Origin of the sequence: Rhizobium sp. RAF36, assembly GCF_052114105.1 — a bacterium.
In the GTDB taxonomy this organism is placed as follows: Bacteria; Pseudomonadota; Alphaproteobacteria; order Rhizobiales; family Rhizobiaceae; genus Rhizobium.
In genome coordinates this window covers 87,765-107,819 of record NZ_JBFREC010000003.1, presented here as the reverse complement: position 1 = coordinate 107,819, position 20,055 = coordinate 87,765, and the positions used below count along the sequence as shown (strand labels likewise).

Annotated in this window: 17 protein-coding genes; 9 read left to right on the top strand and 8 right to left on the bottom strand. The window is 57.6% G+C overall.

Annotation, left to right across the window (positions count from 1 at the left end; all coding sequences use genetic code 11):
- Positions 1-96 precede the first annotated feature (96 nt).
- The 5 genes from AB4Z25_RS11775 to AB4Z25_RS11755 all read right to left on the bottom strand — a co-directional run bounded on the left by AB4Z25_RS11775 (position 97) and on the right by AB4Z25_RS11755 (position 4,317).
- Positions 97-1,017, bottom strand: a complete 921-nt coding sequence (locus AB4Z25_RS11775; protein ID WP_442208044.1) for a LysR family transcriptional regulator — start codon at positions 1,015-1,017, stop codon at positions 97-99.
- Positions 1,018-1,124: 107 nt separating this feature from the next.
- A complete protein-coding gene (locus tag AB4Z25_RS11770) occupies positions 1,125-1,847 on the bottom strand; it encodes an ABC transporter permease (protein WP_442208043.1) in 723 nt (240 codons plus the stop codon).
- A 1-nt stretch (position 1,848) separates the two neighbouring features.
- Entirely contained in the window at positions 1,849-2,559 is a 711-nt protein-coding gene (locus AB4Z25_RS11765; protein ID WP_442208042.1) for an ABC transporter permease, read from the bottom strand.
- Positions 2,560-2,634: 75 nt separating this feature from the next.
- Complete coding sequence (locus tag AB4Z25_RS11760; protein ID WP_442208041.1) at positions 2,635-3,486, bottom strand: lysine/arginine/ornithine ABC transporter substrate-binding protein; 852 nt, start codon at positions 3,484-3,486, stop codon at positions 2,635-2,637.
- Between the two features lie 57 nt (positions 3,487-3,543).
- Positions 3,544-4,317, bottom strand: coding sequence for an ABC transporter ATP-binding protein (locus AB4Z25_RS11755; protein WP_442208040.1), 774 nt, complete (start codon positions 4,315-4,317; stop codon positions 3,544-3,546).
- Between the two features lie 248 nt (positions 4,318-4,565).
- On the opposite strand from AB4Z25_RS11755, the gene AB4Z25_RS11750 reads away from it, so the two are divergent.
- Positions 4,566-5,468, top strand: a complete 903-nt coding sequence (locus tag AB4Z25_RS11750; protein ID WP_442208039.1) for a LysR family transcriptional regulator — start codon at positions 4,566-4,568, stop codon at positions 5,466-5,468.
- 39 nt (positions 5,469-5,507) lie between these two features.
- On the opposite strand, the gene AB4Z25_RS11745 is transcribed toward AB4Z25_RS11750, so the two are convergent.
- Positions 5,508-5,999 (bottom strand): Lrp/AsnC family transcriptional regulator, encoded by a 492-nt coding sequence (locus AB4Z25_RS11745; protein WP_442208330.1) that lies wholly within the window; start codon positions 5,997-5,999, stop codon positions 5,508-5,510.
- Positions 6,000-6,114: 115 nt separating this feature from the next.
- On the opposite strand from AB4Z25_RS11745, the gene AB4Z25_RS11740 reads away from it, so the two are divergent.
- From AB4Z25_RS11740 to AB4Z25_RS11705, 8 genes are all read left to right on the top strand, one after another.
- The gene (locus AB4Z25_RS11740; protein ID WP_442208038.1) at positions 6,115-6,306 is read left to right on the top strand and encodes a hypothetical protein; all 192 of its coding nucleotides are present in this window, start codon (positions 6,115-6,117) and stop codon (positions 6,304-6,306) included.
- Between the two features lie 38 nt (positions 6,307-6,344).
- Positions 6,345-10,043, top strand: a complete 3,699-nt coding sequence (gene putA, locus AB4Z25_RS11735; RefSeq protein WP_442208037.1) for a trifunctional transcriptional regulator/proline dehydrogenase/L-glutamate gamma-semialdehyde dehydrogenase — start codon at positions 6,345-6,347, stop codon at positions 10,041-10,043.
- 238 nt (positions 10,044-10,281) lie between these two features.
- A complete protein-coding gene (locus AB4Z25_RS11730) occupies positions 10,282-12,600 on the top strand; it encodes a hypothetical protein (RefSeq protein WP_442208036.1) in 2,319 nt (772 codons plus the stop codon).
- A 199-nt stretch (positions 12,601-12,799) separates the two neighbouring features.
- Positions 12,800-13,675: a hypothetical protein gene (locus AB4Z25_RS11725; protein WP_442208034.1), complete on the top strand. Its 876-nt coding sequence runs from the start codon at positions 12,800-12,802 to the stop codon at positions 13,673-13,675.
- Between the two features lie 241 nt (positions 13,676-13,916).
- Positions 13,917-14,684 carry a hypothetical protein gene (locus AB4Z25_RS11720; RefSeq protein WP_442208033.1) on the top strand — a complete coding sequence of 256 codons (768 nt, stop codon included), beginning with the start codon at positions 13,917-13,919 and terminating at the stop codon, positions 14,682-14,684.
- A gap of 36 nt (positions 14,685-14,720) precedes the next feature.
- Complete coding sequence (locus AB4Z25_RS11715) at positions 14,721-15,551, top strand: hypothetical protein (RefSeq protein ID WP_442208032.1); 831 nt, start codon at positions 14,721-14,723, stop codon at positions 15,549-15,551.
- Positions 15,552-16,058: 507 nt separating this feature from the next.
- Complete coding sequence (locus AB4Z25_RS11710; RefSeq protein WP_442208031.1) at positions 16,059-16,880, top strand: hypothetical protein; 822 nt, start codon at positions 16,059-16,061, stop codon at positions 16,878-16,880.
- Positions 16,881-17,061: 181 nt separating this feature from the next.
- Positions 17,062-18,666: a hypothetical protein gene (locus AB4Z25_RS11705; protein WP_442208030.1), complete on the top strand. Its 1,605-nt coding sequence runs from the start codon at positions 17,062-17,064 to the stop codon at positions 18,664-18,666.
- A 15-nt stretch (positions 18,667-18,681) separates the two neighbouring features.
- Here the strand turns inward: AB4Z25_RS11705 and AB4Z25_RS11700 are convergent, their stop codons facing one another.
- Positions 18,682-19,488, bottom strand: a complete 807-nt coding sequence (locus AB4Z25_RS11700) for a hypothetical protein (RefSeq protein ID WP_442208029.1) — start codon at positions 19,486-19,488, stop codon at positions 18,682-18,684.
- Between the two features lie 126 nt (positions 19,489-19,614).
- On the bottom strand, positions 19,615-20,052 hold the full coding sequence (locus tag AB4Z25_RS11695; RefSeq protein ID WP_442208028.1) for a very short patch repair endonuclease: 438 nt from the start codon (positions 20,050-20,052) through the stop codon (positions 19,615-19,617).
- Between the last annotated feature and the right edge of the window lie 3 nt (positions 20,053-20,055).

Below are 20,055 nucleotides of genomic sequence, written 5' to 3'. Positions count from 1 at the left end.
GAAGTCTCACGCACTCGCCGTTCAAGGGAAGCCGGCACTTAAACTGGGTGATTTGCTTCTCGATTTGGCCGTCGAAGGTGAGGACCGTGGGACGTTCTATGCCCGATCAGTCGCTAATCGCTGGGCGGCAAGTGTCGCGTATTCGACGAACGGCAATATGCCCGGAACAGGGCAATCCGGGTTCCAGCCCACTGCCATGGCAATTTCCACCGTGAGGTCGTCGACGACCCTAGTCACAAAACTATCGCCTCCGGAGTTGGAGACCCATTCAGGCAGGAAGGTGATTCCGACACCAGCGGTGACCAGCGCAAGAGCGGTGGTCGTGTCGGAGACCGTAACTGTGCTTTCCGTGAGCAGTCCAGCCTTTGAAAGCTGTTCCCATACGGTTTCGAAGCTGGAGAGCTCAAAACGCTTCAAGGCAAACACGCTCTCGCCGGCGAAGTCGGTTAGCTTGAGAGTGGTTTTGGTGGCCAGCTTCGATTGCCGGGGGATGACTGCAACAAATCGCTCAGCAATAAGATGACGAAACCGGACGAGGTTACTGTTAGATGGCGGCCGCAACAATCCAACGTGAAAGTCGCCTCGCTCGATTCCGCGAAGAAGGTCTCTGGAATCTGCTTCCTTGATAATCAATCTCGTGCTCGGGAAGCGACCTTGAAAGCGATTGAGCACGAGCGGAAGAAGCCGGCTTGTCGCCGGACCGATCGCACCTATGATCAGTTCCTCGCCTCCAGGACTGAGTCCCCCTGCTTCGAGTTTCGTGTTGAGGATTGCTTCGTCGACCTTCAGCAAGATCTCGCGCGCATGATTGAAGAAAACTATGCCGGCGGGTGAAAGCTCCACCCGACGCGTCGATCGAATGAACAGACGCAGGCCTATAATGTCCTCCAGGCGGCGTATCTGCTGGCTGAGCGTCGGTTGCGCCATATTCAATTTGGTGGCCGCGCGATGAAAGTGCAGTTCTTCCGCAGCGACGACAAAGCAGCGCAGACTGGCCAATTCAACTTGGTTGGACATCGCACCTCCATTCTTCTGGCCCGAGCTGCCTGACCCGGCTACAAACGCAGTAGCGTGCCGCGATATTTATCCCGGCACGCTTGCTCGAATTTCATGTAGGCCAGACGCTAGTGCGTCTCGATCGCTTTCACGGGCTTAAGTGCGCGGGATCGCATATGCGGATTCAGCCACCATTCTATCATCATGACGATCCGACTGACGACGAAAGTGATCGAGAGATATATTGCACCGGCGACGATGAATATCTCGACCGGCCGATATGTGGCGGAAATGATCTGTTTCGCCAACCCCGTGACCTCGACGATCGTGATGGTCGATGCGAGCGAAGTCGACTTGATGATCAGCATGATCTCGTTCCCGTAGGCGGGAAGCGCCTGTCGGATGGCGATTGGGAAAATGATCCTTCTGAATTGAAGGAACGGGGACATACCAATGGCACGAGCAGCTTCGATCTGGCCGGCGGATACCGATTGTATCCCGCCACGAATGATTTCGCTGGTATAGGCGCCGGTGTTCAATGCCAGTGCGAGGATCGCACAGAACCACGGCTCTCTGAACGACGACCATAGCCCAACACTCCCGAGAAATCCTCGAAACTGAGCGGAGCCGTAGTAGATCAGGAACATCTGCACGAGCAGCGGCGTGGATCTGATGATGTAGACGTAGCCGTAAGCAACAAAAGAGAGGGCGCGGTTCTTCGATAGCCGCATCAGTGCGACAGGAACGGAAATGAAGAAACCGATGAAAATTGACACGAATGCCAGTGTCAGGGTCGTCGGGATAGCAGCGATGAGTTTGGGAAACGAATCCTGGATGAGTTGGAAATCCATTTTACAGCCCCCTAACGCCGCGGTTTGCCCATCTTTCAGCCTTCAGGAATCCCCGGTTTGATGCTGATGACAGAAGAAGGAAGATCAGGAATGCGCTGATGTAGAATGTGAAGGGTTCTTTCGTCGAACCGGCACCCATGGCAGCCGTTCGCATGATTTCGACGAGGCCCACCACAGAAATGAGGGACGTATCTTTCAGCGTAAATTGCCAGACATTTCCAAGTCCCGGCAATGCAAACCGCGCCGCCTGCGGAATCAGCACCCGGCGCAAAAGTAAAATTGGCCCCATGCCGACTGCTTTTGCGGCTTCGATTTGACCAGGCGGGACGGCAGCAACGGCGGCACGGATGACTTCGGTTGCATAGGCTCCGGCACTAACGCCAATGCAAATGACGCCAATAACGAAAATGGGGGGCTCGATGTAGCCATCGTATCCAAAAAGCCCGTTGGCGATTGTGCGCAACAAGCTGCCGCCGCCAAAGAATACGAGGAAAATGATCAGAAGTTCCGGAACGCCGCGAACGACCGTGGTGTAGATGTCACCAAGAAGACGAAGCGACCAGAATCGAGAGAGCTTGGCCGCGGCAAAAATCGAGCCGAAGACAATCCCGACAAAATAGGAACACAGAGCGACGACAACCGTCATAATCGCACCTCTGACCAGCTCGTCGCCCCAGCCAGCATCGCCCCATGCAAGAAGTGTAAGATCCATCGTGATTGGCTCTAACTTTGGAGATGAGAGGAAGTGCCGGGCACCGAGTTCCGGCACTTCCAACGATCGGGCTGCTTACTTCTGCGGTGCGGCGTCGTAGCCGAACCACTTCTGCGAAAGATTCTTTACCGTGCCGTCGGCCACTGCGGCGTCGATAGCCTTATCGAACATCGCCTTCAGCTCCGGATCTTCCTTCCGCATGCCGACGCCGACGCCCTTGCCGAACAGTCCGCCAGACATTTTGGGGCCGAACATTTTCAGATCCTTGTTTTCCGGCTTGTCCGTGAGCGGCTTTAGGAAGCTCACCGAAGCGAGACTTGCGTCGATGCGTCCGGCCTTCAGATCGAGAACGACGTTGTCGATGGTGTCATAGGTCGAAATCTTCACAGTCGGCATCATTTCCCGCATGAAGGTTTCATGCGATGCGCCGGCCTGCACGCCGAACTTCATCCCCTCGAACTGCTTCCTATAGGTGTTCAGGACAGCCTGCTTCTCCGGCGTCATGTCGTCGAGAGGAAGGGTATCCATGGCGTTTGCAATCTTGAGCAACGGGCTGTCCGCGGTCGTCACGAAAGTCATCGGAGTCAAAAGATACGGGCGAGAAAAGGCAATGACCTTTTCGCGGGCCGGCTGGATGCCCATCGCGGCCATGATCGCGTCGTAGCGACCAGCGTTCAGCGACGGAATGATGCCGTCCCATGCCTGCTCGACGAACTTGCACTCGATGTTCATTCGCTTGCAGAGATCGTTACCGAGGTCGATATCGAAACCGATGAGCTTGCCGCCTGCATCCTTGAAATTGTAGGGCGCGTACGAACCCTCGGTGGCGATGGTGATACTTTTGTAGTCCTTTGCAACCACCGGCGCGGCGGCCAGAAGAGCTCCGGCAAGCATGGCTCCGATTGCGCTGAGTTTCAGAATTGTCATGATGTTCACCTCTGTTGATATTGTCATTGATTCTGAGAAAAACTGACGCTTTGCGGTTCAGAGAACGCTCGAAAGAAACTCTCGACACCGCGCTGACGTTGGATTGCGGAACACTTGGTCAGGTGTGCCCTGCTCTTCGATTTCTCCTTTTTCCAGGAAGAGAACTTTGGTGGAGACATCTCTTGCGAAACCCATTTCGTGCGTGACGACGACCATCGTCCTGCCTTCTTCGGCTAGCCTTCTGATGACCTTGAGAACTTCACCGACCAGTTCGGGATCGAGGGCCGATGTCGGTTCGTCGAAGAGAAGCGCCGCTGGCTGCATCGCCAGGGCTCGCGCTATACTGACGCGCTGTTGCTGCCCGCCGGAAAGTTCGGACGGGTAAGCCGCGTGCTTGTTGGCGATACCGACCTTGTCCAGGAAATCCATGGCTCGGTCGCGAACTTCGCCCTTCGTTTCCTTAAGGACATGGAGCGGACCCTCCATGACGTTCTGCAAGACCGTCATATGCGACCAAAGATTGAAGTTCTGGAACACCATTCCGAGCTGCATTCTCATCCGCTCGATCTTCTTGCGATCTACGCCGACCAGCCGACCAGCAGCATCCGTTTTGACCTGCACCTCATCATTGCCGACAGAAATGCGGCCCTTGCTCGGTATTTCGAGAAAGTTCATGCAGCGCAAAAACGTGCTCTTACCGGACCCCGAACTGCCGATAATTGAAACGACGTCGCCCTTGTTGGCCTTGAGTGTTATCCCCTTTAGAACTTCGAGATGTCCGAAGCTCTTATGGATATCTTCTGCCACCAATGTTGGTTGCACGTCAGTCATCTACGTTCCCTCGTATTTTTGTTTAAGCCCGCTTGGGTCGCAGCTCGATGGGCGGCTGAAAAAGGATCAGCCGCGAATTGACGAGCGCATGATGAGTGAGATCGACCCATTCGCATGTGCTGCTATGTCAATCGCCGAGGTATTCTTCCAAACTGGCAATCAATTTCTCTAAGTTACTAAAACCTTGCCTTCCATACGACAAGGGTAGTAATAAGCATGCGCCCATGATCAAATGTTATGGAGGATAGATGATCCAGTCGCGGCAATTGGAGGCTTTTCGCGCTGTAATGCTGACGGGCGGAATGACCTCGGCAGCTGATCTTGTTCGGATCACCCAGCCAGCGATAAGTCGTTTGATCCGCGATCTCGAGGATGAGACAGGACTTCAGCTGTTCGAGCGTTCAGGCAACCGCCTTCGGCCGACGCGTGAAGCCGGGATACTGTTCAAAGAGGTCTCAAGGCACTTCACCGGTATCGAGCATATTGACAGGGTCGCGACTGAGCTGCGGAAGTCTCACATGGGTTCCCTTCGCGTTGCTTGCTACACGGCGCCGGCGCTGAGCTTCATCTCGGGAGTGATCCAGTCGTTCCTTGCAGATCGACCCGACGTCTCGATCTTTTTGGACACTGTTCCTTCGCAGACCGTCTTGGAACTTGTCGCACTGGAACACTATGACATGGGGCTCTCGATCCTCACAGGCGACTATCCAGGCCTGATGGTCGAGCCCCTTCCGGCGTTTCGTGCGGTGTGCATTCTTGCGAAGGAACATCGGCTTGCTGAGAAGGAAACGATCGAAGCTACGGACCTAAACGGCGAGTCCCTTATCTGTCTCGGGCCGCCCAGCCTTCTGAGAATCCAGACGGATGCAACACTCGATGCTCATCATGTTCAGTGCGGCCGACGCATCGAAAGCAGTCTCGCTTTGAGTGTGTGCGATCTGGTCAGCCGCGGTCTCGGCGTTGGTATCATCGATCCCTTCACGGCGAATTACTATTCGACCAGAGATCTTTGTCTCCGGCCATTTCTCCCCGCGATCCCCTATCATTTTGGAATGGTCTTTCCGAGCGGGAACCCCACGCCGCGATTGGTTGAAGAGTTCCGTTCAGCCCTGCTCAAAGCGCTGGCGGCATTGCCATATGAGACGATGTGAGGGCGCCGCGCGCTAGAATAGCCTTGCCGTATGTTTGGGCTAGATCGCCGATGAAAATCGGTCCCACCCTTCTTTGATGGTCTCCATCGCCGGGTTTGTCGACGTATTCGCCACATGTGGAAGCGTCGAAATCTTCTCCCCGAGGACGCGGCGGTAGCGACCGATATCCCGTGTCCGGACCTTCAAAAGGTAGTCGAACCTGCCGGCGATCATATGGCACTCCTCGATCTCGCGGACCTTCTTCACTGCATCGTTGAAGCTCCTGAGAGCCTCTTCGCGCGTATCGGAAAGCTTCACTTCAACGAACGCCACGTGATCCAGCTGCATCTTGGTAGGATTGAGGATGGCGCGGAAACCCTCGATATAGCCGTCGGCAATGAGACGGCGAAAGCGGATCTGACAAGGGGTTTTCGACAGACCGACGCGCGCAGCGAGTTCAGTGATAGAAATTCGCCCGTCTTCAATGAGGACCTCAAGGATTTTTCGATCAAATTGGTCGAGTTCACTAAGAAGATTGATATCTGTAGCCATTTCGATCTTTCGTCGCCCGCTATAAAAGGCGTTTAGCCCCGTCTTACTGCAAAAACAAGCCAGCTTGCCGTGCAAGCTCATGATAGCATTCGTGTGCCGAGTTGGAGAACAGATCATGGCGAGTGAGCCCAAGCGCGCCGATGCGCGGGTAAGCGAAGAAGAGGTTAATCTGGTGGAGAAGTACGGCCCTATCGGTCCGTCTGCGGTGCGCGCTGCTGTCAGCGTCAGATCGAGAAAGCCACTTCAGAACAGGAAGACGGACAAGTTCGATCACCTGCTTGCCCCGGAGCACCTCCCGGAGAGATGAGCCGGGTTGAACCAATATCATAACCAGGATTGCCCGAAATGCTGAACGTCGTGGCCGACAACTCGCCCCAAGCCCTCACTTCCCCATTCTCACAGTTCGCGCCGCCGATCCGTGAGCAATCGGTTCTCCGCAAGGCGATCACGGCCGCCTATCGCCGGCCGGAAACGGAATGCCTGCCACCGCTCGTCGAAGCCGCCAGGGTTCCCGCCGATCTGAAGGCGACGATCCGTGGCACGGCGAAGAAGCTGATCGAGGCACTGCGCGCCAAGCACAAGGGCACCGGCGTCGAAGGTCTGGTGCAGGAATATTCGCTGTCGAGCCAGGAGGGTGTCGCCCTCATGTGCCTGGCCGAAGCGCTCCTGCGCATTCCCGATACTGCGACGCGTGATGCGCTGATCCGCGACAAGATTTCCGAGGGCGACTGGAAGTCCCATGTCGGCGGCGGACGTTCGCTGTTCGTCAACGCCGCGACCTGGGGCCTGGTCGTCACCGGCAAGCTGACTTCCACCGTCAACGACCGCAGCCTTGCCGCAGCGCTGACGCGCCTGATCGCCCGCTGCGGCGAACCGGTGATCCGTCGCGGCGTCGATATGGCGATGCGCATGATGGGCGAGCAATTCGTCACCGGCGAGACGATCGATGAAGCGCTGAAGCGGGCGCGTCCGCTGGAAGCACGCGGCTTTGGCTATTCCTACGACATGCTGGGTGAAGCGGCGACGACAGCCAAGGATGCCGAGCGCTACTACCGCGACTACGAGAACGCCATCCATGCGATCGGCAAGGCATCGGCCGGCCGTGGCGTTTATGAAGGTCCCGGCATCTCGATCAAGCTGTCCGCCCTCCACCCCCGTTATGTCCGCGCCCAGTCCAAGCGCGTTATGGACGAGCTGCTGCCGCGCGTCCGCTCGCTCGCCCTGCTTGCCCGTAAATACGATATCGGTCTCAACATCGATGCCGAGGAAGCCGATCGCCTCGAGCTGTCGCTCGATCTCCTCGAGGAACTCAGCCTGGACACGGAACTGAACGGCTGGAACGGTCTCGGTTTCGTCGTGCAGGCCTATGGCAAGCGCTGCCCGTTCGTGCTCGACTACATTATCGACCTCGCCCGCCGCTCCGGCCGCCGCATGATGGTGCGCCTCGTCAAAGGCGCCTATTGGGACGCCGAAATCAAGCGCGCCCAGCTCGATGGCCTGCCGGACTTCCCGGTCTATACGCGCAAGATCCATACGGACGTCGCCTATGTCGCCTGCGCCCGCAAGCTGCTGGCCGCAACAGATGCCATCTTCCCGCAGTTCGCGACGCATAATGCCCAGACGCTTGCGACGATCTATCAGCTGGCAGGTCCGGATTTTAAGGTCGGCAAGTACGAGTTCCAATGCCTTCACGGCATGGGCGAGCCGCTCTATGACGAAGTCGTCGGCAAGCAGAACCTAGACCGGCCCTGCCGCATCTATGCGCCGGTCGGCACGCATGAAACGCTGCTCGCCTATCTCGTGCGCCGCCTGCTTGAGAACGGCGCCAACTCCTCCTTCGTCAACCGCATCTCCGATCCGAAGATTTCAGTCGATGAGCTGACTGCCGATCCGGTCGATCTCGTCGAAGCCAACACTCCGGTTGGAAAGCCGCACGATCTGATCTCTCTTCCGGCAAACCTCTACGGCGCCGAGCGGCAGAACTCCTCCGGTATCGATCTGGCGAACGAGACCGAGTTGGCTCGGCTTGCCGGCAATCTCGTCGACACGACCAAAACATCCTGGCACGCGACACCGCTTCTCGCCGACGGCTCGACCGAAGGCACGACCCAGCCGATCCTCAATCCCGCCGACCATGGCGACGTCGTCGGCCAGGTCACCGAAGTCGAGATCGAAGCCGCGGCCAGAATTGCCAAGCTTGCCGAAAAGGGCGCGCAGGAATGGTCGCAGGTGTCGCCGGCTGACCGTGCCGCATGCCTCGACAGTGCTGCCGAGATCATGCAGTCTCGCATCGAGCCCCTGATGGGCATCATCATGCGCGAGGCCGGCAAATCTGCCGCGAATGCGATCGGCGAAGTCCGTGAAGCGATCGACTTCCTGCGCTATTATGCCGAGCAGGCCCGCCGTACGCTCGGTCCCTCACATGCTCCTCTTGGTCCGATCGTCTGCATCAGCCCGTGGAACTTCCCGCTGGCAATCTTCACCGGACAGGTCGCAGCGGCGCTGGTCGCCGGCAATTCCGTCATGGCAAAGCCCGCTGGCGTGACGCCGATCATCGCGTTCGAGAGCGTCAAAATCCTGCACGAAGCAGGCGTCCCGCGCGGCGCACTCCAGTTTACCCCCGGCAGCGGGCGTCTGGGCGCAGCCCTCATCGACGCGCCGGAAACGGCCGGCGTCATGTTCACCGGCTCGACCGGCGTCGCACGGATGATCCAGGCGCAGCTCGCCAACCGGCTTTCCACGTCCGGCAAGCCCATCCCGCTGATCGCCGAGACCGGCGGCCAGAACGGCATGATCGTCGATTCCTCGGCACTTGCCGAACAGGTGGTTGGCGACGTGATCGCCTCAGCCTTCGATAGCGCCGGCCAGCGTTGCTCCGCACTCCGCGTTCTCTGCCTGCAGCAGGACGTGGCGGATCGTACGCTGACCATGCTGAAGGGCGCCCTCCAGGAATTGACGATCGGCCGCACCGATCAGCTAAGCATCGATGTCGGCCCGGTCATCTCCGCCGGCGCCAAGGGCGAGATCGACGCCCATATCGAGAAGATGAAGGCGCTTGGCTGCAGGGTAGAACAACTGCCGCTTCCGCCGACCGCCGATCTCGGCACCTTCGTGCCGCCGACGATCATCGAGCTCAAGAAGCTGTCCGATCTCGAAAAGGAAATCTTCGGCCCGGTCCTGCACGTCATCCGCTACCGCCGCGAGGATCTCGACCGTCTGATCGACGATATCAACGCGTCCGGCTACGGCCTGACCTTCGGCTTGCACACCCGCCTGGACGAGACGATCGCGCATGTGACGAGCCGGGTGCAGGCAGGCAATCTCTATGTGAACCGCAACATCATCGGCGCAGTCGTCGGCGTGCAGCCTTTCGGCGGACGCGGTCTTTCAGGTACGGGTCCAAAGGCTGGCGGTCCGCTTTATATCGGCCGCCTTGTCCAGAAGGCACCGGTCCCGCCGCAGCACAGCTCCGTGCATATCGATCCGGCGCTTGCCGACTTCGCAGTCTGGCTCTCGGGCAAGGATAGAGCCGACGATGCGGAAGCCGCCCGTGAGCTCGGCAGCTTGTCGGCAGTCGGATTGCAGAAGGAACTCGTCGGCCCGGTCGGTGAGCGCAACCTCTATGCCCTCCACCCCCGCGGCCGCGTTCTTCTGGCCCCGGTTAGTGAACGCGGGCTTTATCGTCAGGTCGCCGCCGCGCTCGCCACCGGCAATCAGCTCGTCATCGACGAAGCTTCAGGCCTTCGTTCGACGCTGAGCAACCTTCCGGCAAGCGTTGCGCATCGCATCAAGTGGACAACGGACTGGAACAAGGACGGCCCATTCGCATCAGCCCTCGTCGAAGGCGACGCGGAGCGGGTGATGAAGGTCAACAAGGCGATCGCCGCGCTCGACGGCCCGCTGGTGCTGGTGCAGTCGGCAAGCACGGCGGAAATCGAAAGCGATATCGAAGCCTATTGCCTCAACTGGCTTGTCGAGGAAGTTTCGACCTCGATCAACACGGCGGCAGCAGGCGGCAATGCCAGCCTGATGACGATCGGCTAAAATTAGAAATCTCGATTGCCGGGGCTCTCCCGCTGGCAATCGAGCAGGCCGAAGCTCGCTAGAACTTGCCGCCCCGCGAGGTGTCGGTCATCGCGTCGGGCATTACCCTGCCGTGCGCCGGCTTCAGCCAAAACAAACAAGCGCTTTCGTGCTCTGATTGTCAGGCTCGATGGCTGTATCTTCCCGAAGCGGGTTTGAACACACTATCTAATATTATCAAGCATATAATGAGATTTGAATGTCCGGAAATGCCGCAACGGAGGGTTTCGAGCGGAAGATACGAAGCTTCGCCGAAGTCCGCCTCAGCCCCCTCCTCTCCTCCGACGACCTTGAACGACTTACCGGGTACATGATCGACCTGATCCGTCATCGGGAGAGACCGCCAACCAGGATCGGGAGAACCGACTGGTCGGAGATCGTATTCGCCTGTGGTCTGAAATCCGAGTTGAATGCAAAGCTGAAACGGATTGCTCAGAATGGTTTCGAGGCGATCGTTCGATGGCTCGTCAACAACGAGCCATTCTCCGCGGAGAGCCTGCCCTCGCGCCCGCGCAAAGTGAGTGCGCAGCGGCCAGGGCGCTCGAAGAACCAGACAAAGTCAAGCGCGCGACGGAGACAACTGAAAGCTGACGAAAACCCGTCTGAAACCCATGAAGATTTCCCGACTGCGCTTTTCGATCGATATGACGATCCCAAGTCGTTTCAGGCTTCCCTGGAATTGCAGATGCGCCGGTTCGGCGAAAGTTATTATTACCTCCACCGTGCCATCAAGCGCCCTGGCGACATTTTCGACGACACCACCATGTTGAGCTGGCTGAAAGGCACCAAGGTTCCCCGCAGTGTCGAGAGCATGGACGTGCTTGGCCGGATCGAGTATCGATATCAACTTCCCCAAGGCTATTTCAAAGCCAAGCTTCCGCATCAATCACGGTCGGTATCCGGCCACGACCTTGGCGAGGATGTCTCTCCGGCAGAACGGCGACGTCTGGCCTGGCACCTGCCGGACGATTTCAACAAACTTCCCTTTGCAAAGCGGGACGAGATCCTCGAGTGGGTGCGGCGGGTCATCATTACCGGAGCCACCGACTATCGACGTTTCCAGGCCGCAGCTTCGAAACAGCGCTATGCCATCCGGTTCCCCGCAATGACTTACGGGGGACGCGTCATGCCCAGCCTCGGCCGAGCGAACACGCCTGCCTTCGATCCATCCGCCGACATCGACGACCCAGATCTGCTGTCCGGCGTCATTGACGCGCCTCCCCGGCTTTCCATGGAAATGGCCAACCTCATCACATTCAAGACGACCACGTTGACGGCGATCGGGTTTCAACGAAATGGCGTGTGGGGTGAGGAAACCGCCGCCCAGAAACTCGAGCATCTGGGTCTCATGTTCGGCGCGCTTGCGGCATCCCCAAGTGGCGAGGTTGCTGGCCGCGGCATACCGCTTGGAGCGCTGACATTCGGCCTGCTGATTTTCCCGGGAATCTGGGACTGGTACCTGCAGTGGCGAGAGCGGCGGCGGGGTTTTTACACTGCCTGGGAAGCCGACATGCTCAGCATCGCGCTCTCTTTGACGCGGGAGGAGACGGGCTGGCTCCGCCAGCATCCGGAGCTTGTCGAACGGGTGGTTCCTGTGACTGGCCTGGTAAGCGCTAGCGAAATCGAAGCCGCCAAACGAGACTGGCATGCGAGCCTCGATGCATTTCATATCCATGCGCGGAACCGTATCAAGGAAATCCAACGCGTTATGCGGGTTCATCGCGATCCCTTCGAACCGGTCATGTGTGTCCTCGAGGCACCCAGCCCGCTCGCGGAATATCGCAAGATAACCGACGAGATCCTGCTTCGGATGCCGGACAAGGATCGGTATCCACGCTCTGCGGCGGAATCAGTCCGGTCGTTCCTGATGCTGCGGTTGGGATTGCATCTGGGACTACGACAGAAGAACCTACGGCAGCTTCTCTTTTGCCCGCGCGGCCACTTCCCGACATCGGAGCGCAGGCTCGAGGAAATGAAACGGGGTGAAATCCGATGGAACGACCGCGAAGCTGGCTGGGAAGTCCTGATCCCCTCTGTCGCGTTCAAGAATTCGAACTCGTCATTCTTCGGTTCCAAGCCGTTCCGGCTAATCCTGCCGAATCTCCTTGATCTCTATCATCATATCGGGGCTTACATCGACCGACACAGGGGTATCCTGCTAAGGGATGCCAAGGATCCAGGGACCTTTTTCGTGAAGACCGTGAAACAATCCAGTACGGACGCTGAATACAATCAGACGACGTTCTACGAGGCTTGGCGACTTATCATCCAACGATACGGGATCTATAACCCATATACCGGCCGGGGAGCCATCAAGGGTCTTCTTCCGCACGGGCCACACAACGTGCGGGACATCCTTGCGACCCATATCCTCAAGCTGACGGGTTCGTATGAACAGGCGAGTTACGCCATCCAGGATACGCCGGATATGATCCAGCAGCATTATGGCCGGTTCCTGCCACAGGACAAGGCCGCCCTTGCGGCACGCATTCTGAACCAGGTTTGGGAGGCTGCCTAGGAATAGACAGTAAAAACGTGTTGAGGATCTTCAATGGCAAAGCGCGACCTGTCGAGAGAAGAGCTCTTCGCATTGGTATGGGAGCGCCCAACCAGCGAGATCGCCAACGAACTCGGCATCTCCGACAGAGAGTGGTCGCGTTGCCGTCAAATGGGGGACGTCGGTCAGGGCAAGGATCGGAAAGCTCGTCGAGCGATTGATGCCGCTTGCCCGTCCGCAATTGCTGGCCTTCGAGACAGAAGGCAAGCGCCATTCGTTCTCGGCCGCAGGTCCGATTGTATTCGTCAGGTGGACAAAAGAACTTCAGACCAGGATAGCAACGCTTGCGGGGATCGCACGGAATCAAAATCTTAGCCACGTGGTGCAACCGCTGTCGGCTGCAGACCATGCATGGTCGAGCACCCATCTCTATCAGCCGGAATCAGATTTCATTCTGAATAGCTACCTATGCATTTCGTCAGACGCTACCTGGATAGAATGGTATCGTCGATCGTGGCGCGAGGATAACCCACCGGAACGACACTCGACAACCAAGATCAAATTGCGTGACGTGATGCCGATCGATTTTCTGGATGGAGAAGAGGACAAGGTCCTGCCTCCCGGCATCTCCGAAGCGAAAGTCAAACCCTATCTGTCTCGTTTGCAGGCGCTTGATGAGGCCGAGCGGATCTACGAGATGATCACCAACGCAGCTTATGCCTTGGACAGGTCGGTTCCAAACGAGATCCTGGCCATGGCCGATCGGATCTGGTTTGGAGATGATCGCCCGTTTCAGGCGGCCCGTGAAGCATTTGCCCACATTGAAACGGATCTGGAGCGCTGGGAGCAAGAAATTGAGGCCGAGCGATCACATCTGGCGCAAGCCGTTCTCGGCGTCAGACCCGGTGACATCGTTGCGTCACAGCAGAACGGGGCGCTCATGCGCATTTCGGCAGAATCGATTTCGCTCTACTCCACTGAGAAACGCGTCACATTTGTTGTCTCTGGCAGGCGCTTTCGCAAAGACGGAACCCTTGGCAAGATCAGCGAGACCATGAGTTTTGTCCTGGATCGCGCTGTCGGAGATGGCAAGTAGATCACCGGATCAGAGCGCGAAACATTCGCGGGTTTTCGTGACTATCTCAAAAGCTCTTAATGGGGTTCGAACCGACGATCCCGTTGTTGGCCGAAGCCAAGTATCTCAAATGTTCCAGTGGCGGACGCAGCTGGCCGGAAGCGGACTAGCAGCTCTCTCGGGTGACGAGTAGATTGCTTATCTTCGTTCAGGAGATCGCCCACTGCGAAGACCCTGCAACACTTAGCGAAGGATTCGGCGGGTGCGAGAAATCGAGGATTTCACTGACGATCGGCTGAAGACCTGGTGCATTCACTGTGGCGCGGTGATTGCCGACATCGAAAGCAATCGCGACCATGTTCCGACCAAATCGCTCCTGACGAAGACACTTCGGGAACGGGGCGCCGACTACGACAGCGGCGCGGGGGATGACATGGACTATCTGCCCCAGGTTATCATCTGTCGGCGCTGTAATTCCAGCTTCGCGCCAGACGAGAACTACCTTCTCTGTGTGCTTCACGCGGTTATGGCTGGAAGCCTTTATCCCGATCCGACAAAGCATCCCGAGGCGGCAATCATTCTGCGGAGTAATCGGCACGTCGTCCGATCCCTGAAGAAACAGCCGGACGGACAGCTTCCTTTGTTCGAAAACCTCCAGCCGTTCACCCTCTTTCCCGACACAGACAAGGTCCAGCGCGTCATCGTAAAGAACGCTCGAGGCCATGCCTATCACGAGATCGGCGAGCCACTTCTCGAAGCGCCTGATCACGTTGCATTCATACCGCTGGAGCAGTTAAGTCGAGAGCAGCGTGAAGCCTTCGAGGCCGCTGGTACGGGCGCAGAACTCTCTGTCTGGCCAGAAGTCGGAAGTCGTATGACCGTCCAACTTTTCGACGACGAAGCGATGATCGGCGGCTGGATTACGGTCGAGCTCGGTCGCTACCGCTATTCGATAGACTGGTCCGACGCCGTGACGGTGAAGACTGTAATATGGGAATACCTCGCTACAGAGACCCGCTGGGAGCGCTAGACGCGGCACATTTGCACCCACTCAACGAGGATGGATATGAAGGCTTACGTGATTGACAGCAATATGCTGCAGTCGGACGAACTCCGCCGTTACTTGAAGCAAGAAAAACGCAATCTGGCGATACTTCCGGATTTCGCGTGGTATGAACTCTACAAGCAGCAATCCTTGGAAGGATTAAGACTGGGGCTTTCTGTCGTCGGTGATCATCCTGAGCAGGTGATCCTCCTTCGGTCCGGGGGCCATATATCGCGCTTGGATCCGGCGGTCGCTGAGGATTTGAACAGACTGGTCTTCGACGGACCGGAAGGCGAGATCAGCGAACTTGTTCGCCTTGTTAGATCTGACGAACCAGTGAAGGATCTGGCGGCGGCTCAACTGAACTGGTTATGGGATTGGGCACGAAACCTGCAGCCTTCGTTGATCGAAGGCGCGGCGGACATCGCCGTGTCTTTTCCTGAGATGCAGGAGCAGATGTTCAATCGCCAGGAGGTTCGGATTATAAGGAGGGCCGGCAAGTACACGGAAAAGATGGTTCTCACCATCTTCGGCGCCGCACTGCAGATTTGGGAAACTTTGGCAGGCCATTACGAAATCGAGTGGGAGGGCCTGGACGAAACCGTCGTATGCCGGGCCTATCTCTTTCGGTATGCGCTAGGCATAGTGATCAATCTTCTCTGGTGGATCCGAGGTGGCAGTCAAGCGGTGGTGCGCATGGACCGAATGAGCAATGACCTCATCGATCTCGGTTTCGCTGTTTACGCCACGTACTTCGACGGACTTTTCACTCGTGACGAGAAGGCCGCCTGGGTTCATGCCAATCTCGTCGCAGCAATCACAACCTTTCGTGACATTCATAGCACGGATTGACCTCATGCCGTGCATGCTTCCCAAGGGCCGCACGATTGTCGACGGTCGATGCCGGAGGCTTGCGGCGAAGTACTAGCTGAGGCGTGAACAGTGTCGATCGTGAAAGGGGTTTTGCTCCAGGAGCTCTTTGCGTTGCTGTCGCCCAAGGCCGCCCAAGACGAAGGCATTTAGCCGATTTTGGTAATGCGCGTGATCGTAACAAACCCGGTATGGTGTTCAACCTGGGTTCGGGTATCCTCGGCAATGTGCTGCCTCGAAGAGGTTAGGCAGGTTCCTTACGACATCAATACCGTGTCCAAGCCATTGACAGGTGCGTCGGCACAGGATCGACAGAGGCAGACAATGACCGAAGCGACTGACCGAAAGAGAGGGTGGGTCCTGGGCCGGAAGGTTCCACGGGCGTCTGAACTATTGCGCGCGATCTTGATCACAGTTGAGGGAGGCCCTTTCGCAAGAAAGAATCGTCGAAAGTTGGTCGCACGCGAGGTCGGGTTCCGGACAAGCGATATGGCAACTCGTTACGAGGACGAAGGCGGAGCGTCCTTCAATGATAGTTTCCATCACGCAATCCAACACTTGATTGACGAGAAAATGGTGGTCCTTTTTGACAAAAGGCTCAGCCTCGCAGCGTCGATCCGCGATCAGGCCCGCGCGGTGCGCATACCGCAAATGCCCGACTACCAAGTCGGCTCAACAAACAGGCCGTTGACAAGCTCGGCCTCATGGCCCGTCAACATGCAAAAGCTCGAAACCGAACTTTCAAGGTATACCGTCGAGCAACTGGTCGCCACGTTCGAGGCCGCCGAAAAGCGGTATAGGGAGCTGGAGGGGAAAGAAAAGATACTGGGGAAACGGATCAACGCCTTGGGTGTCCAACTGCATGTCCGACAAGAATTCATCCGCCGAGGTTTTTTTTCTGAGGACGATGAGGTCGGTGAGTTTCGTTGGCCCACGACCGCAGCTAGCGGTGGCAATGGGATGCTTGTCCTGCATGAGCTTCCCGCCATCGGTCCCTTGAAGGCCCTTGGATATGCGGTCGGCAAAGGGTCGCCGGGTCCGGTGCAGCGGCATCAGCTTCTCACCAAAGCATTTCTTCAAGACTTGCCCGAGGTCGAAGGTGTCGAGGAATGGGGAGGCAATGACTCTTCGCGCCGCCTACAGAAGATGGCCGAATCCATCGCGGCCTTCGTTAGGAACGCGAAACGCCGCAAGAAGACGAATTGGGATGATGCCATTGTCCGATGGGAGAACGACCTCGAATACCTCCGTATCAAGCACTACGTTGGCCGCTTTGACGGAGCCTGGGCATTTCCAACTACCAAAATATAATCGAGCGGTAGTATCACTCGCTCGAACGATCTACTAGAGGTCACCTGGGATGCAGCTAGAAACCGGGTTTCCAGATAAAAAGTTCATGTCGGCCAAGGGATAACGCGAACTCCAGCCTTCGGTTTTCACAACCCCCCTCGGCGATAGATGAAAATGGATTCAAAATAGCAGCGAGGTGTCAATGGCGTCCGCAAATTGGTGGCTAGGGAACCCCGGGGAACGGTATTGGCTCGAATCGACCGACCGGGCGGACATCGGGCTGGACCTGCGCGCGCCCGAGCTTGACAGCAAGAACGAAGACAATTGGCGGTATTCGCTTTTCAAAAGCACCATCGTAGGCGACTTGGTGTTTCACTATGACAAGAAGCGATCGGCCATCACGAGCGTTTCACGGATTGCCGGCGCATGGGCTAGCCGCGAAATCGTTTGGGCGGCCCGTGGAACGAGCGCCCGGGAGCGGGCCGCTGTTCCACTGCGTGTGCCGGGCTACTTCGTTCCGCTCGAGGACCATATCAGCCTGGAAAACGTGATCTCCCTCGACGACCTCAGGCTGCAAAGGTCCGTCCTGGAGAAAATCGAGAAGGCAATCCCCAGGAGTAAGGGAAAGGCGGCTTATTTTCCGTTCGAGCTATCGGCGCGCCCCGTTCGGCCACTGCAGGGGTACGCATTCAAGTTGCCGGCCGACATGGTCCGCTCGTTTCCGGCGATGCAAGCAGCCGCGCGCCAGCTCTTGGATTTGCCCGGGAGGGAAAAGCCCGAGGACTTGGTGCGGAGCGCCGTTTCCGCTATCGAGCGAGAAGCCAAGCCCTATGGTATCTCCCGGCTGCAGCAAATGCGATCGCACGCACTTGGACTCAGCCGCACGTCGCGAACAATCTTTGGCCCTGGCCTTAAGGGACCCGATTGGACCTTTCACCTTGGTGGTCGAGGCGAACTCCAATTCAACGTCGGCCACGATCAACTGGACAATGGCGGTCCTGCGATCCGTGTCGGCGTCGCATTCTCCTTCCAGGCGAGTCGTTCCTTTCCAAAAATTGATGCGCTTCTTCCGAAGGTGGCGAGGTTCAACGCCTGGCTCCGGGATCATGTGGAAGAGCTGGGGGACCTAAAGATGTGGTTCTGGCAAGGACTTACTCGCGGACCAAACGTGACCCCATCACCCGTCACGGAAGCCTCGTTCAAGGAAGGAAACTTCATATTCCTCGGTGCGGTGCAGCCACTCGCCAAATTCGACCCGATTGCTGCGCTTCAGGTGCTCGACCGGCTGCTACCTCTCTACGAGGCCGTGGAGTTCCCGAGTTCGAAGGGAGCCAATACAATACCTGCCCACGGTGCTGGTTCGTTGCGCGACGACATCCTCCAGATCGGCAAAGGCAGGGAGGTCGTTGGCGGTCGCTGGATAACGGCTTCGACAAAGGAGCGCCTCTTGAATATCTACCTCCGTCACGCAGAGGTACAGCGGCGCCTCCGGGAAGCGCTCGTCGAGGAGGGCTATTGCAAGATATTATGCGAGGTCCCCATCGGCTCTCGTTCCGTCGACTTGATCGGTTGGCTCGGCGAAGCGCTTTGGATGTTCGAGATCAAGACTGGCCCAACCGTTCGCAGTTGCCTTCGCGAGGCGCTCGGGCAGCTTCTCGAGTACGCCCTGTGGCCGGGGGCAACTAAACCCGATCACGTCGTCGTCGTCGGGACACCCGCCCTCGACGAAAAGGCACGCCGGTACATCGAGGAACTCAACAGGGCGTTCCCCGTGCCGCTCTCCTATCGGCAGGTGCCCCTAGATTGAAATAGCGATCCTACGCTACGCGCGGCCAGGAAGTCCGTGTTCCCCGTTCCACTTCTTGATGATGAAATAACAGGATGAAAGCGCGACGTTCCTGCCAAACCTGACGTATTCCTGCTCGGTGAAGCCGATAGGCCGGTGCGCGCCTTGGCTTACCAGCAGGTAATTGCCGGCGATGGACTTCTCTTGCCCGTTGTCGAGGAAACCCGCTGACACGAGGAAAGAAAGGGCAGCACCAAACTTCGCCGATTCCGACGGCGTCGCACCAAGTTCGGTGGCCAAGGACTTGACCAGGGTTTCAAGGGCGATGCGGACATTGCTCAAGCAGTTGTTCATCTCGGATCGCCGGAAAGCGTCGGACGCAGCCTGGAGGCGATCAATAATTTCCGGCCCCAATGGAACCCCCGACCGCTGGATCGCAATGGAGAGCTCGTCGTCAAAAGGCTTGATGCCATCAAGTTTTGGCTCGACGGGAACAAGGTACTTCTGAGGCTGGCCGTATTCGTCGAGCGCAACGGCAAATCCATCCAGCGACAAGCAAAGAAACAAATCCTCCCAACGCTCATCGAACACATAGCGCGGGCTGACATTGTTGCGCCAAGATGCAGCGGTTCGAACCAATTCCTGCAAGAGGTCACCAATTCGCGAGGCTGGCGCCTGAAGCATCCAGTTGCGAACCGTCATCACCCAGGGCTCAGGGACCCAGCCGCCGTTGTCATCTAGTGGCGTGATACCGTGCTTCTCCAGGAATAGTGTCACATCCGTGCGATTCAGCTCCTCCAGCAACTGGCATAGCGAATACTTGCTACGAATTGAAATTTCCATGAACAACCTCTTGCTCGGCGAATCGCGGAGTAGACCTCTTCGCAGGACGCTTGCGACATCACAGTCTCGTGCTGCGCAAAAGTCATTCCGCGTGGGATTTGAACGGCAAGACACGAGCGTCCTGAACTATTCCTTTCCAGGCCGCGTGTGCCCGAGACGCAAGGAAATCTCGGCCGCTGCGTTCACTGCCTTCTTGGTAGACGTTACCTCGCACTCCCAAGCGGTAAGGACCTGCCAACCCAGGTCCTCAAGCTTTTCCACGTTCATTTTGTCACGTGCGACGTTCCTGGCGAACTTTTCCTCCCAGAAAGGTGCGTTGCTCTTCGGCGTGGACGCGACCTTGCACCCATCATGTCGGTGCCAGAAGCAACCGTGGACGAATATCACCGTCTTGAACCGCGGTAAGACTATATCTGGCTTGCCCGGCAGCCTATTGTCGTTGAGACGGAAGCGCAGGCCAAGCGCATGCAATGCCCGCCGCAGTGCAAGCTCGGGCGCCGTATGGGAAGAACGGATGCGAGACATCCGCGCCGATCGCTGCTCTGGCGTCAAGAAATCTGGCATGAA